Source organism: Streptomyces sp. NPDC014995 (assembly GCF_043080745.1).
Classification (GTDB): Bacteria; Actinomycetota; Actinomycetes; order Streptomycetales; family Streptomycetaceae; genus Streptomyces.
On record NZ_JBIBVX010000017.1, the window covers coordinates 171,224 to 184,826 of the forward strand.

10 protein-coding genes are annotated in these 13,603 nt (G+C 70.5%); 4 read left to right on the top strand and 6 right to left on the bottom strand.

Features of this window, described 5'->3' with window-relative positions:
• Positions 1–85: 85 nt before the first annotated feature.
• The gene (locus ACF1A1_RS30945; RefSeq protein ID WP_392004303.1) at positions 86–613 is read right to left on the bottom strand and encodes a hypothetical protein; all 528 of its coding nucleotides are present in this window, start codon (positions 611–613) and stop codon (positions 86–88) included.
• A 394-nt stretch (positions 614–1,007) separates the two neighbouring features.
• On the opposite strand from ACF1A1_RS30945, the gene ACF1A1_RS30950 reads away from it, so the two are divergent.
• Positions 1,008–1,634, top strand: a complete 627-nt coding sequence (locus ACF1A1_RS30950) for a response regulator (RefSeq protein ID WP_392004334.1) — start codon at positions 1,008–1,010, stop codon at positions 1,632–1,634.
• A complete protein-coding gene (locus ACF1A1_RS30955; RefSeq protein WP_392004304.1) occupies positions 1,631–2,767 on the top strand; it encodes a sensor histidine kinase in 1,137 nt (378 codons plus the stop codon). The genes ACF1A1_RS30950 and ACF1A1_RS30955 overlap by 4 nt, the downstream gene beginning before the upstream one ends.
• A 186-nt stretch (positions 2,768–2,953) precedes the next feature.
• Here ACF1A1_RS30955 and ACF1A1_RS30960 read toward each other — a convergent pair whose 3' ends face one another.
• The 5 genes from ACF1A1_RS30960 to ACF1A1_RS30980 form a co-directional block, all read right to left on the bottom strand.
• On the bottom strand, positions 2,954–4,090 hold the full coding sequence (locus ACF1A1_RS30960) for a GDSL-type esterase/lipase family protein (RefSeq protein ID WP_392004305.1): 1,137 nt from the start codon (positions 4,088–4,090) through the stop codon (positions 2,954–2,956).
• Positions 4,091–4,681: 591 nt separating this feature from the next.
• Positions 4,682–5,746 carry a zinc-binding dehydrogenase gene (locus tag ACF1A1_RS30965; protein ID WP_392004306.1) on the bottom strand — a complete coding sequence of 355 codons (1,065 nt, stop codon included), beginning with the start codon at positions 5,744–5,746 and terminating at the stop codon, positions 4,682–4,684.
• Between the two features lie 72 nt (positions 5,747–5,818).
• Positions 5,819–6,307 (bottom strand): SRPBCC family protein, encoded by a 489-nt coding sequence (locus ACF1A1_RS30970; protein WP_392004307.1) that lies wholly within the window; start codon positions 6,305–6,307, stop codon positions 5,819–5,821.
• A 36-nt stretch (positions 6,308–6,343) separates the two neighbouring features.
• Positions 6,344–7,750 carry a flavin monoamine oxidase family protein gene (locus ACF1A1_RS30975; protein ID WP_392004308.1) on the bottom strand — a complete coding sequence of 469 codons (1,407 nt, stop codon included), beginning with the start codon at positions 7,748–7,750 and terminating at the stop codon, positions 6,344–6,346.
• Positions 7,751–7,817: 67 nt separating this feature from the next.
• A complete protein-coding gene (locus ACF1A1_RS30980) occupies positions 7,818–11,039 on the bottom strand; it encodes a bifunctional cytochrome P450/NADPH--P450 reductase (protein WP_392004309.1) in 3,222 nt (1,073 codons plus the stop codon).
• A gap of 1,294 nt (positions 11,040–12,333) precedes the next feature.
• Here ACF1A1_RS30980 and ACF1A1_RS30985 point away from each other — a divergent pair.
• Together ACF1A1_RS30985 and ACF1A1_RS30990 are read left to right on the top strand one after the other, a co-directional pair.
• Complete coding sequence (locus ACF1A1_RS30985) at positions 12,334–13,095, top strand: hypothetical protein (protein ID WP_392004310.1); 762 nt, start codon at positions 12,334–12,336, stop codon at positions 13,093–13,095.
• A 17-nt stretch (positions 13,096–13,112) separates the two neighbouring features.
• Positions 13,113–13,292 carry a LuxR C-terminal-related transcriptional regulator gene (locus ACF1A1_RS30990; RefSeq protein ID WP_392004311.1) on the top strand — a complete coding sequence of 60 codons (180 nt, stop codon included), beginning with the start codon at positions 13,113–13,115 and terminating at the stop codon, positions 13,290–13,292.
• The last annotated feature ends 311 nt before the right edge of the window (positions 13,293–13,603 follow it).

Below are 13,603 nucleotides of genomic sequence, written 5' to 3' on the forward strand. Positions count from 1 at the left end.
ACACCCCCGCCGACCGGCCGGGACCACCCCGCCGACCGGCGGACCAGTACCCCGGCCGGTCAGCGGGCCCGGACGGCCCACCGCCCTACTTGATGACGGCGTTGGCCACCACGACCACAAGCCCGAGCAGCGCGTCCACCATGCCGATCCTCAAGGCGGAGCCCCACGTGCGACCGGCAGCGCGGGCCGCGACCACGCCCCAGGCGAACAGCAGCACCACGTTCACGGCGAAGACCACGTACTCGACGCCCGGCGAGGGCCACCACCCCCGGGCCGCACCGAGCAGCAGGACCAGCGTCGGCGCCGTCGCCACCACCAACGGCCACTCGGACAGCAACAGCCGCACCCCGGCGCGCACACCATGATGGGTCCGGTCGCCGCGCAGGGCGATCAGATGCGCGTAGCCATGCGCCAAGGCCGATGCGACGGCCGTGACCAGGAGCCACTGGGCGCTGCTGAACCGGTCGGCGGGCGCCGTCTCACCCTGTTCTGTCAGGGCGGCCACCATGGAGCTGGCCAGTACCGCCCCGTATACGCCCCCGAACAGCACATGGGGCCGCGCCGCACAGCGGCGCAGAGCACGGACAGGCTGACGCAGGTACAAATGGGGCATGGCTGGGTGATCCTCGAACGGTACGGAAATCGGCTATGGGGCCCGCAGACTCGGGCGGGCCACGGACCGATCCCACCGGACGAGAACCATGGACACCACCCGCCGAGCCTCGCCCACCCGCCTGCCGATGGGCCGGAGCACTCCCCCCGAGCGGCTGGAACCGGCCCGCCGGGTGTCGGGTGTCCACGGCGGCCGCACCGTCGCGCGCCTGGCCGGAAGTACTGTCGACAGCAGGCGATCACCGTACGAGATACGAGAACGTGGGTGCCCCGACGCGGGCTGTACGGATCGCGATCGCCGAGAAGCTGGACAGAGCAGACGAGTGTGAGGCGGAACGCCGGTGATCCGGGTAGTGGTGGTGGACGACGAGGCCCTGGTGCGGTCCGGCTTCCGGATGCGCCTGAACGCCTCCGACGGCATCCAGGTCGTGGCGACCGCGGAAGGAGCGCAGGCCGCCGACGTGATCCGGCGCGAGCACCCGGACGTCGTGCTCCTCGACATCCGCATGCCGGACGTGGACGGCCTGACCGTCCTGGGGGAGCTCCAGACGCTGCCCGAGCCGCCGACGGTGGCCGTGCTGACCACCTTCGACACCGACGAGTACATCCTGACCGCACTGCGCTCGGGAACCGCGGGCTTCCTGCTCAAGGACACCGAGCCCGAACAACTCGCCCAACTCGTACGCACCCTGGCCGCGGGCGGGGTCGTCATGTCCCCGAAAGCCTCGCGGGCTCTGCTGCGCGGCCATCCGGAGGCGGGCACGCCCCAGGACGCGGGCGTGGCGCGCGTGAAGCTGCTCAGCGACCGCGAACGTGACGTGCTCGTCCTGATCGCGGAGGGACTGTCCAACGCCGACGTCGGCACCCGCATCCATCTGAGCGCGGGCACCGTCAAGGACCACGTCAGCTCGATCCTGACCAAGCTCCGGGTCTCCAGCCGCGTCCAGGCGGCGCTCCTCGCGGAGCGGGCCGGACTGCTCGGCGACGACGGCGCCGACACGGCACGGGACAACGCGCGATGAGCACGGGTCGGGCACTGTGGCGGCGGACGCCGCCCTGGGTCGTCGACGCGGGCCTCGTCGTGCTCGCCGCGCTCGACGCCTGGATCAACCTCGACGACGAGGCGACACCACTCATGTGGGCCTGCGCCGCCCTCGGCAGCGCCGGACTGCTCCTGCGCAGGCGCTTTCCGCTCGCCGTCTTCCTGCTGACACTGCCCATGCTGCTGTTCATGGAGGTGGGAGTCGCGCCGATCGCCGCGCTGTACACACTGGCCGCGCGAATCCGCAACCGCCCGCTGCTGGCCGGCTGCGCCCTGCTGAACGCGGCGGCGACCACCCTCGCCTGGCCCCTGTCCGACACGTTTTCCGGCGACACGTTTTCCGGCGACCGGACCTGGACGCTCATCCAGTTCGTCTACACGCTGGCCATGGCCTTCGCTCCGATCCTGTGCGGCCAGCTCGTACAGGCCGGACACGACGTGGCCCGCCGGCTCGTCGAGGTCAAGGAGGCCCGCGAACACGAGCGCGCCCTGCACGCCCAGACCGTCCTCGCCCGCGAACGCGCCCAACTGGCCCGCGAGATGCACGACGTCGTCTCCCACCAGGTCAGCCTCATCGCCGTACAGGCCGGAGCCCTCCAAGTCGCCGCCAAGGACCCCGACGCCCGCGACGCCGCCCGCACCATCCGCACCCTGAGCGTGAACACCCTCGACGAACTCCGCCACATGGTCACCCTGCTGCGCGCCTCCGGCGGCAAGGAAACCGAACTCACCCCCCAGCCCACCCTCGCCGGCCTCCAGCCGCTGATCGCCAACAGCGGCATCGAGACCACCCTGACCGGCGGGCTCCCGCCCGGCATCAGCACGACCGCCCAGCGCACCGTCTACCGCACGGTCCAGGAAGCCCTCACCAACGTACGCAAGCACGCCCCCGGCGCCCGCGCCGAGGTACGCCTGTGGCACGACACACAACACTTCGGCGTCACCGTCACCAACACCGCCCCCACCCGCCCGACTGTCGCCCTCCCCAGCGCCCGCCACGGCCTCATCGGCCTGAAAGAACGCGCCGAACTCCTCGACGGCACGCTCATCGCCGAACCCACGCCACAGGGCGGATACGAGATCGAACTACGGGCCCCCACCCAGCCCGCCTGAGCACAACCAGCAGGCTGCGCCAGTTCGAGGCCCACGGCATCGTCACCCGCACCACGTACACGGAGATCCCCCACGGTTCCCCCCGGTTGGCCGGGGTCTGGACCCCGGCCGTCCGTAGCCGAGCCGAGCAGGCCGCCCGCGACACCGCGAGCGGCCTGCTGCTTGAGGTGGTCTACGGACTGGCCGTCAGCTCTGTTCGCCCCGACGGCGCTTGCGCGCGAAGTAGGTCGCGGCGGCACCGACCGCCACGACCGCGAGACCCGCACCCGCGAGGACGGGAGTGCTGCTCGACGCGCCGGTCTCGGCGAGATCGCCGTTGACGGTCGGGCTGTTCGCACCCGAGTCGGTGCCGGCCCCGGGGGTGGCGGACTCGCTGGGGGCCGGGGACTCGCCCGCATCAGGTGTGGCCGGCTCGCTGGGGGCCGGGGACTCGTCGCCACCGGGCGCGGTGCTGTCGGCGAGCACCGCGGCGAAGGCGCCTGCGATCACCTTGTGGCCATCGGCGTTGGGGTGCGGGTCCTGCTTCGTGCACGCCCAGGTCAGCTGGCAGATCTTGGCAACGTTCGCCGGCACCTCGCCCGCGCCGGGCACGTTCACCTGGGTGGTGAAGTCGTCCGAGGAGAAGGCCCCGGCCACGTCCGCCACCTTGAAACCGGTGGACTTGAACACCTGGGTGATCCCCGTGTTGGCGGCCTTGACCAGGGGTGCCGACTCCTTGGCGGCCTGCTGTCCCTGGGCGCCCAGCATCCAGGCCGCCAGGAACGGGTTGTGATAATTCGAGCCCACGAACTGGGTGTTGTCCGTGCCCGCCTTGCGCAGCGCGCCGGCGATCTGGGCGAGGTTCTTCGCCATGGTCTGGCTCTGGCTGTTCAGGCACGCCGCGTCAAGGGTGCCGGCCGGGCGGCTGACGCAGTTGAGGAGGATGTCGTTGGCGCCCACGCTGAGGGTCACGTAGGCGACCTTGCCCTGGTGCTGGGCCATGGCCTTGAGGGCGGCGTCCAGCTGGGACTTGGCGTTCGGGTAGTCGCACTTGCCGCCGTTGATCAGCGACTCGGTGGTCTCGGCGGTGCAGCCGAGGCGTATGTGCTCCAGACCGGGGGTGCGCTGCTTGAGCTGCGTGTAGAGCTGGTCGGTGTAGGCGACGTCGGTGTCCTTGTCGACGTCCGGCTGGTAGCCGGTGGTCAGGGAGTCGCCGAGCGAGATGTAGTACGTGGTGTCCTTGCCGTTGCTCGCCTCGTCGGCGGCGGCCAGACCGGGCGTGCTCAGCACGACCGTCACGGCGGAGACGGCCAGCAGGGGACCGAAACGCTGAAGGGATCTCATCACTTACGTGCGCTTTCCAGTGAGTTGGGGACGTGGATGCCGAAAGGTGTGACATGAAGCGTGGCCGGAAGCAGCGAAACTCAGCCGCAACGGTTTTCAGGCATCCAAAGAAAGCCTCGGTGAAGGCTTGGGGGAATTTGCCCTCCGTGAGCTGCGAGGACTGCCCTGACTTCGTCTCGGGGGCGGGCTCAATCTAGCAAGGCTGACACCGACTTGGGTAGGGAATTCGATAAAGGGAAGATCACAACGGCACGTGCAATCGTCAGAAAGGATCGATCGGCCGGGAATTGGTGACCGGACTCGTTCGTAGCCATTCGCTGAGTGATCGACTGAGTGGTGAATCTTCCGCGCGGCAGCCCGCCCTCCTGCACGCGCTGAACCGCCCCCGGGATCAGTGGAAGCTCCACGGGTTGGGTCCAGCGGCCGGTTGGGGCTGGTGTCGAGGGTAGTAGTTGACCTCGCGTTCGGCGGGCCGAATAGTGCCGGTCGCAGAATGCAGACGCTGGAGATTGAACCGGGCGACCCCGTGGAGTTGGACGGCATGCGGCAGATCTGCTCGCCCCCGAATATCTTATTGAACTCCTCGACAATTCACGGGGTGAGGACGAGGCGGATCGGGTTGCCGGTTTTCTTCTCCAGTCGGGTGACGGCGTCGGCCGCCTCGGCCAGGGGAATGTGATCGGTGATGGAGGGCGCCAGGTCGAGCCTGCCGGCGGCGGCCAGGCGGATGAGCTGGGTCACGTGTTCGGGTCCGGAGCCGTAGTGACCGCGGATCTGGTTGCCGCGGTAGCTGAAGGACGTGCTGTCGGTGATCGTGAGCGGTTCCGAGGTGAGGCCGGCCAGGACGAGGACACCGCCGGCGCCCAGGAGCGCGGCAGCCTGCTCGCGGACCGCTGGGAAACCCGCGAAATCGAAGGCGGCGTCGAGGCCGCGGCCGCCGGTGGCCCGGCCCACGGCTTCGGCGAATCCCGGGTCGGTGGGGTCGAGTGCGAGGTCGGCGCCGAAGGCGAGGGCCCGTTCGCGGGCCTCGGGCAGCGGGTCGACGGCGATGACGGGCGCGGCGCCGGCCAGGCGGGCGAGCCGGATGCCGTGGGCGCCCAGACCGCCGGCGCCCCAGACGCCGACGCACTGCGCCGGCCGGACCGCCCCGCTGTCGATGATCGCGGCATACGGGGTGGAGACCGCGTCGGGGATGATGGCGGCCTGGTCGAAGGGCAGATGGTCGGGGATGGGGGCGAGGGTGTCCTCCCGGGCGACGGCGTACTCGGCCCAGCCGCCGTCGTAGTCGACGCCGCGCGTGAGCGGCCGTGGACAGGGGGAGCGGCGCATGCAGTCGGCGCACGCTCCGCACGACTGGCCGGCCTGCAGGGCGACGCGCATGCCGGGGGCCCAGTCCCCCAACAGGTCGGGGCCCAGCGCGTGAACGACGCCCGCGACCTCGTGGCCGAGGGTGACCGCGCCCGAACGGGTGACCGCCTCGACAGGAAAGGCAGGGGTGAGGCCGCCGTCGATCAGATGGACGTCGGACAGGCACACTCCGGCGGCCCTGACCTCGATCAGCACCTCTCCGGGACCGGGGACGGGAAAGGGGACCTCTTCGACCGCGAAGGTCCGGGTGTCCAGGTGGAGGCGTCCGGCCAGCATGGTGGTGGACATGATGCGAACCTCGGTTCTCTGAAAGGAGTTGGATCTCCGGGAAGGGGAGGGGCGGGCGACCGCTGACCGGCGTCACCGTCGACCGGTGCTCGAGTCCTCCGATCGGAGCAGGGTGTTGAGGTTGGCCATGGAAGTGCGCATGCCGGCGCGCATCGCGGGCTGCTGTATGGAGTCGAGGAGCAGGCCCAGTGGTCCGAGGCCGATGGTGTACTCGACCTGGTAGAGCATCTCGGTCGTGTCCCGGCCGTCCGGGCTTTGGACCGGGCGGAACTCGAAGGTGTTGGTGACGTCCTGGAGCGGGGCGAAGCCGGTGCCGGTGTCGACGCGGCGCTTGAGGGGTTCGATCTCCCTGACGGTCCAGACCGAGTCGGTCTTGAGGGGGCCGAGGGTGCGGTTGCGCTCGGAGTAGGTCTTGCCGACGGTGGCGATGCCGTGGTGGTCGGTGACCTCGATGGCTCCGGCGACCCACTCGGCGTACCGGTCGGTGCGGGAGATGACGTCCCACACCCGCCCGAGGGGGGCGTCGATGACGGCGGTCTCGGTGACGACGTAGTGGTTCATAGGTGGTTTCCCTTTCTTGTCGGGTGCCTCTTGCGCTCAGTCCCGGTCGAGGACTTCGGCGGCCGCCGTCCGGCCGGAGCGGACTGCGCCGTCCATGTAGCCGTTCCAGTAGGGGGAGAACTCGGCGCCCGCCCAGTGCACGCGGCCGTGGGGGCGGCCCATCCACTGGCCGAAGTCGGTGAGCACGCCGGGGGCGGCGACGGAGGTGGGGCCGCCCTGGGTCCACTGCTCGGCGGTCCAGTCCTGCTCGACGTAGTCGAGGGTGTCGAAGGCGCGGTCCCCGACGACCTGGGCGAAGCAGCGCAGCACGGCTCCGCGGCGTTCGGCGGCCCGGCGGTGGGCCCACTTGCGCCATTCCTTGCCACCGAGGAAGCCCATGAGCACGCCGGGTCCGCCATCGGGCGGGGTGTTGTCGAACATCTCGCGGATGGGGGAGCCACCGCGCAGCAGGCCCATGCCGGACAGTCCGTCCTCGCGCCAGAACGGCTTGTCGTAGACGGCCACGCACTTCATGAGGGTGCCGAACGGCAGCCGCTGGAAGAGCTGGTCCTGCTGTGCGGGCAGGAGCGGGTCCCACACGATCCGCGAGGCCACCAGTGGCGGTACGGCGACGATGACCCGCTCGGCCCGCCAGTCGCCGGCGTCGCAGATCACGGTGACGCCGGTGGAGTCCTGGCTGATGCGCCGCACCGGCGCCGACAGGTGGACGCGGCCGTCGAGTTCCTCGGCGAGGCGCTGGGCGACCAGTTGTGAGCCGCCGACGAAACGGCTGTCCTGGGCGCCGCCGGTGGTGCCGGTGCCGCGTTCCATGGTGCCGGGGTGCGTCTCGTTGCCGAAGGTGGAGACGTACCAGAGGCTGAACAGGGCGGAGGCGTCGCGGGCTTCGCCGCCGTAGGCGGAGTTGAGGAAGAGGTTGATCATGTCGACGGCGTCGCCGGTGATCTCGGCCTTGCGCAGCCAGGTCTCGTAGGTCATGCCGTCCAGTTCGCGGGCGTCCGGGGCCTGCCACGGGGCCGCCGGGTCCACCGCGGCCGCGGCCTGGCCGATGCGGGCCAGGGCGATGCCCATGTCAGGCAGGGCGAACAGGTCCGGCGGGGTGTGACCCGTGAACCGCTTGGCCTTGCCGTCGTTGACGTAGACGGTCTCGCCGGGGACGGCGGCCTGGTAGGTGGCCACGCCGACCTCCTTGGCCAGCGCCAGGATGTGGTCCTGGGTGGGGCCAACGAACTGCCCGCCGATCTCCGTCACTTGGCCGTCGCCGAGGTGGTGGTTGAGCAGTCGGCCGCCGACCCGGTCGCGGGCCTCCAGCACGGCCACCGACTTGCCCGCCGCGACGAGTTCCCGCGCCGCAGTCAGACCGGCCAGCCCCGCACCGACCACCACCACATCGGTGGTGCGGCTCCCGCGGTGGTCTGCGGCCGCAGTGCTCTGTGTATCGGTCATGATCTGTCCTTTGGTCACTGATACAAGGCTTTGGTCATTTGATGTGCAGAGTGCGTGCCGACGGGGGTCAGCCGGCCCAGACGTCCTCGACGTACGTGCCGGACTCCGTCATGGCGGTCAGCCAGGCGGCGGCCTCGTCGGCGTCGGCTCCGGTCTGCTCGCGGTAGACGGCCTGGAGCGCTGTGCGTACGCCGGGGGCCATGCGGCGCCCGTCGCCGCAGACGTACACCCGTCCTCCGGCCTGCAGGACCGACCAGACCTCGGCACTTTCCTTGGCGATGCGGTCCTGGACGAAGCGGACGCCGTCCTCGGGGGCGTGGCTGAAGACGGGGCGCAGACTGACGGCTCCGGCGTCCTCGGCCGTCCGGAGTTCCTCGCGGTGGAGGAAGTCGACGTCCGGGTGGTCGCAGCCGAAGTAGCACAGCAGTGTCCCGGTCGCCTTGCCGTGCAGCCGGTCGAGGACGGCGCCGCGGAAGGGTGCCACTCCGGTTCCCGCGCTGATCAAAATCACGGGGACGGCACGGTCCTGCGGCAGACGGAAGGCTTCGCTGCAGGGGAGCACGCGCGCCTGGAGGGTGTCGCCCGCGCTGACGGTCTGCAGGTAGTGGGAGGCGATGCCGTGGAAGGTGCCCTGGCCGCTGCGGTGCGGGGCTTTGAGGAGCGACACCATCAGGTCCACCTCGCCGGGCGTGGCCGCGGCGGACGAGGAGATCGAGTAGTGCCGTGGCCGCAGGACGGGCAGCAGTTCCAGGAAGTGCTCGAACGGCAGCTCGCAGGCGCGGTAGCGCTCCAGCAGGTCCAGGAGGCTGCACCCGGCGGCGGTGACCCGCTCGCGGAAGACGTCGGGCTGCGCCTCGGCGAGTTCCGTCAGGGGACGGCGCTCGGGCGGGCAGGCGGTGTGCTCGGCGAGTACGGCGACCTGCTCCCGGGTCGCGGCGTCCTGCAGCTCCACGAAGTCCGTGAGCAGTTGACGCAGAGTCAGCGGACGGTCGACGGGCAGGGCGTTGCGGCTCCGGCGGCGTGCCTTCAGCCGTACGGTGCGGTCCAGGTCAAGGCCGAAGCGGTCGGCGACCCGCTGCACGAGGGCGGCCGGGTTGCGCGGGAGCACCGCGAGGTGGTCGCCGGTGCGGTAGGTGACGCCGTCGGGCAACCGCAGCCGGATGAAGCGCTTGGAGCGGCCGAGCGGGTGGTCCATGTCGACCAGTTCGTAGGCGTCCAGCACCTCCATGGGCTGTACGCCGTGCCGTGCCGCGAGCGGGCCGGTGACCGACTCCGTGGCGTCCTGAAGCTCGTACAGCCCCTGGTCGGCGTCGGCTTCGCCGCTGTGTCCGGTCGGTTCGGCGCCGGCCTGCACCGGGCTTCCGTACTTCTCCAGCAGGGTGTTCCACAGGTCGCCGGTCCACCGGTCGACGGTGCCGGCGAAGTCCCCCGCGGCGTCGGCGGCGCCACGCTCCAGCAGGGGCGTCGCGCCGGCGGCGGCGAGCCGCTCGTCGATGAGCGTCGGGATGCGCTGGTAGGTGGCGGCCCAGTTGCGGTCGCCGACGCCGAGCACCGCGTACTCGACGCCGTCGAGCGAGCCGGGCTCCAACTCGTCCAGCCATGACACGAACCGGGCGGCGTCGTCGGTGGGCCTGCCGTTGTAGGAGGCGGCGACGATTACCACCGGGCCGCCGGTGCCGGTGAGTTCGCCCACGGCGTCGTCGAGGGAGGCGACGGCACTGGCGAAGCCGTGCTCGTCGCCGTCCACGGCGAGGTCGGCGGCAATGCCGGAGCAGGTCCCGAGATTGGAACCGTGCAGCACGGTCAATGTCGTACCGGCCGCACGGCGGGCGGCGGGCCGCGCTTGCTCAGCGGGTGTGCTGATGGCGGCGGTGGGCAGGCGGCGCTCGCCGCTGTCGCGTCGGGCCAGGTTCAGGGTGAAGTTGTCGGGCTTGAGAGTGAGGGACTGCTTGATCTTGAGCTGGTAGTCGGTGTGGTCGATCAGGCGGAACCGGTGCACCAGCAGGGCCAGGACGAGCGTCGCCTCGTGCAGCGCGAACTGGCGGCCGATGCAGGCCCGTTCGCCGTTGCCGAACGGCTTGAACAGATGGACCGGGCGTGCGGCCTCCCGCTCGGCCGAGAACCGCTCCGGGTCGAACAGCTCGACGTTGTCCCCCCAGGCGGGATCCCGGTGCAGCTGAGGGACCAGCACCATCAGCGACTCGCCCTGGCGCACGGCGTACTTGCCGCCGATGACCGTGTCGGCCAGGGGCTCGACCGCGTACGCCGGCGCCGTGGGCCACAGCCGCAGGCTCTCGCTGAGGATCTGGCGGACGTAGGTGAGCTTGCCGATGTCCGCGTACTGCGGGTCGGGGTCGGCCGTATCGCCCCACAGGGCGTCCACTTCCGCCTGGGCGCGGGCCAGTACCTCGGGGTGCTTGGTCAGGTAGTACAGCGCGAACGACAGCAGGCCACTGGTGGTCTCATGGCCGGCGATGAGGAACGTGATCGCCTGGTAGCGGATGTTGACGTCGTCCAGGGGCTCACCGGTGACCTGGTCGCGGGTGTGCAGCATCCGGCCCAGCAGGTCGTCGGTGCTCTGGTCGCCGTCCGCCCTGCGCCGCCGGATCACATCATCGACCAGATCCTTCATCAGGGTGACGTCGTTGCGGAACTGCTCCGCCTTCTTCCACTGGAACAACTCGGTCCCGGGGATGGACTCGCCCTTGGCCTGAGCGAAGTCCAGTGCCCTCGCAAGCGCCGTGATGAAGGGATGCGGCTGATCGCGGCGGAAGGATTCGAAGTCGTAGCCGAAGCCGCACAGTCCGATCGTGTCGAAGGTCAGCCGGGTCATGTCGGCGGCCACGTCCACCGGAAGCTCCCCGGCCGCCCGGTCCCAGTTGGCGATCAGCTCCCGGGCGACCTTGAGCATCGTCGCGTGGTAGCCCCGCATCGCACCCAGGGAGAACGCCGGCATCAGGACGTCGTGCGCCTTGCGCCAGTTGGGCTCGTCGCCATAGGCGGTGAACAGACCGTCCCCGCCGATCTCCCGCAGGATCACGAGATCGGGGTGGACGTTCTTACGGAACCGGCTCTCGTCCGCCAGTTCGGAGACGAGATCCAGGCCGGAGACGAAGTTGATCTCGGTGCCGAAGATCCGGAGCTTGAACAGCGGCCCCAGCTCCTTGGCCTCCTTCATGACATAGGCGAGACCTTCGGCCCCGCCGGGGACGTCGAGCGCATGCCCGATCAAGGGAAGAGCCGGGCGCTCGGGGATCGGCTCGGTTTCGGAGAGAGGCGCATGGGACATGAGCGTGCCTTTCGATCACGGCTGGCAAGCGATGGCTGTCAATCTACAGGCATACGTTGTCGAGTGACAATGTCGACTGACTTGGTTATTGGACATAGTCGTGTGAGGAAAGTGTGTGCGGACTGGTGAGTGAGGCGAAGCCAGGGACCGAAAGGGAACGTGACAACGTGCCCGACGTCCTGAAGAGGGGACTTGACCGGGGAGGACGGGCAGCCCGCGCCGTACATCACCACGTATCCCTCGGTGGTGCGCGCGCCGGCGCGGGGCGGGACCGGCATGTTCGGTCGCGTTCCGTCAGCGAAGCCTGAACGCTGGGCAGTCCGGTGGCGGACGTGTACCGACGCCGGCCGCGTGCCGGCAGTGAGTCCGGCCGTGACGTGGGGAGAGCCGGAGACCGCGGACCAGACGTCCGCCGGCGCCTCCCGTCCACCGCTGATCCGCTTGCACACCAGAGTGGCCGACGCACACGCCGATTCGCGGTCGGTGCGGTCGCCGGGCCGGGTGACACGGTCGGGGGGAGAGAGCTCGTGGACGACGCGCTTCCGCACGGCCTGGACGAGCCCGGAGCCCGGGAGACAGGAGCCGGTGGACCCCTCCTGCGGACGCCTCGGCCCGGGCAGGGGCGTCGCCGCTGATCCCCTCGCGCGGTGCGCGGTGGAGGACTTCAGGGCGACCCCGAACATGTCCCGCGCGCCGGCCTGTGGAACCCGGCAGTGTTCGGCGGCCGTCAGAACCGTCTCGACGCGTGCACGAGCCGCTGCCACGCGGCCGGTTGCGGCGCTCCTCTCGGAGAAGGGCTGCCGCCCCGCCGGCCGGTGAGTGCCCCGAGGACCGCCCGGCGAGACACCTCGCCCGGCGCGGGAGAGCGGTCCGGGACCGCGTCGGAAGGCGCTTGCCCCCGGGGCCGAGGAGGCAGGCACTGCGCGTACTTCCTCGCCTTCGCGAAGCGCACCGTCGACGGCTGGTACGGTCCCGGACAGGAAACGGTACTGGCACGCCTCCGCACCGAACACGACAACTTCCTGGCAACGTTGAAGCGCGGCGATGCAGGGGCGGACGCACGGTCAGACGCACGAGCAGACGCACGGGCCTCGGCCCAGGATCCGGACCGGGCACAGACCGCGGCGTCGGACCCCGGTGACGCCCGGACGACGCTGGCACTGGCCGAGGCCCTGAGCATCCACTGGTGCGCCGGCGGCGCCCTCGGTGACGGAAGCCGCTGGCTCGGCCGGCTGCTCGCAACCTCGCCCGAACCCACCGGACGCGGGCAGCCGCCCTGGTGGCGGCTGCCTGGGTGGCGCTCCTGCAAGGCGATCTGGAAGTGGCCGACCAGTGGCTCGACGAGGCCGGGACGCTGAGTGATCAGTTGGACGATCAGTGGACGCGGGCGCTGGTCATGGGATTCCGCGGCATGCCGGGACTGCTCCGGGGGAGTCCGGAGGCGGCCGTGGCCCTGTGTGAGCAGGCCGTGGACCGGCTGGACGCGCTGAACGAAACACGCGCGACGGTGTTCTGGCTCTTTCTGCTGGCCGTCGCCAAAGGGCAGCTCCGGGACCCGGGCGCCGCGCAGGCCGGTGCGCAGGCGGTGGCTGTGGCGGAGGCACACGGAGAATGGCTGTGCCGCGCCTACGCGCTGTGGGCACTGGGCTTCGACGCCTGGATACGAGGCGACAACGACGCCGCCGTCCGGTCGACGCGGGCCGGGCTGGAGATTCAGCAGAGATTCAACGACCCCATAGGAAGCGCGATGCTGGTGGGCCTCCTGGCCTGGATCACCGGTTCATGCGGCGACCACCGGATGGCGGCCCGTCTGCAGGGCGCGACCCGTTCTCTGTGGCGGGTCATCGGCACATCCATCGGCGCGTTCGGCCCTCATATGTCCCAGTTCCAGGCCCACTTCGAGAAGGAAACCGTGGAGGCCTCGGCCCGACGGCGTTCGAGAAGGCCATCACGGAGGGCAGTCGGTACGACAGTCCGACCTGTGCCGTCGAATTGGCCCTGGCGGCGTCGGCCGACGCCGGGCGGAGTGCCTCAGCTGCCCGCTCATGTCCCTTGACCCCCCGGGAAAGGGAGGTGGCCGCGCTGGTGGCCGAGGGCATGAGCAACCGGCAGATCGCCTCGGCGCTCGACCTGTCACCGCGCACGGTGGACCGCCATATCGAGCAGATCCTGGCCAAGCTCGGATTCCGCTCCCGCGCCCGGGTCGCTGCCTGGTGGGTGGCGCATCACCACCCGTCCGGCACGATCCCGTAACGGAGCGCGGCCGACTCGCCGGCGTGGTCCGCTCGATCACCCACCGCTTGGGCAGAGGCCGGATGACGGGCCTGGGCACGCCGTTGCTGCCGTATGCACGGCCGCCGACTGAGGTCCTGAGCCCGCTCTTCTCGGCCGCCTCGGCCGCCCGTTCGATCACGTCCAGGGACGAGGGGCGTACCTCGGCCCGCCGTACCGAGTACTGCACCTGCACGATCGCCGTGCTCCGGTAGGCCGGGACAGCCACGGAAAGGCCCGGGCCTGCGACGGCTTTGACCTGGGGCGCCTTCGCGACCACCGCCGGGATTCGG

Bases quoted from the DNA above. Each gene is read 5' to 3' on its own strand.
- ACF1A1_RS30945 (WP_392004303.1), bottom strand. From the start codon at position 613: ATGCCCCATTTGTACCTGCGTCAGCCTGTCCGTGCTCTGCGCCGCTGT.
- ACF1A1_RS30950 (WP_392004334.1), top strand. From the start codon at position 1,008: ATGCGCCTGAACGCCTCCGACGGCATCCAGGTCGTGGCGACCGCGGAA.
- ACF1A1_RS30955 (WP_392004304.1), top strand. From the start codon at position 1,631: ATGAGCACGGGTCGGGCACTGTGGCGGCGGACGCCGCCCTGGGTCGTC.
- ACF1A1_RS30960 (WP_392004305.1), bottom strand. From the start codon at position 4,090: ATGAGATCCCTTCAGCGTTTCGGTCCCCTGCTGGCCGTCTCCGCCGTG.
- ACF1A1_RS30965 (WP_392004306.1), bottom strand. From the start codon at position 5,746: ATGTCCACCACCATGCTGGCCGGACGCCTCCACCTGGACACCCGGACC.
- ACF1A1_RS30970 (WP_392004307.1), bottom strand. From the start codon at position 6,307: ATGAACCACTACGTCGTCACCGAGACCGCCGTCATCGACGCCCCCCTC.
- ACF1A1_RS30975 (WP_392004308.1), bottom strand. From the start codon at position 7,750: ATGACCGATACACAGAGCACTGCGGCCGCAGACCACCGCGGGAGCCGC.
- ACF1A1_RS30980 (WP_392004309.1), bottom strand. From the start codon at position 11,039: ATGTCCCATGCGCCTCTCTCCGAAACCGAGCCGATCCCCGAGCGCCCG.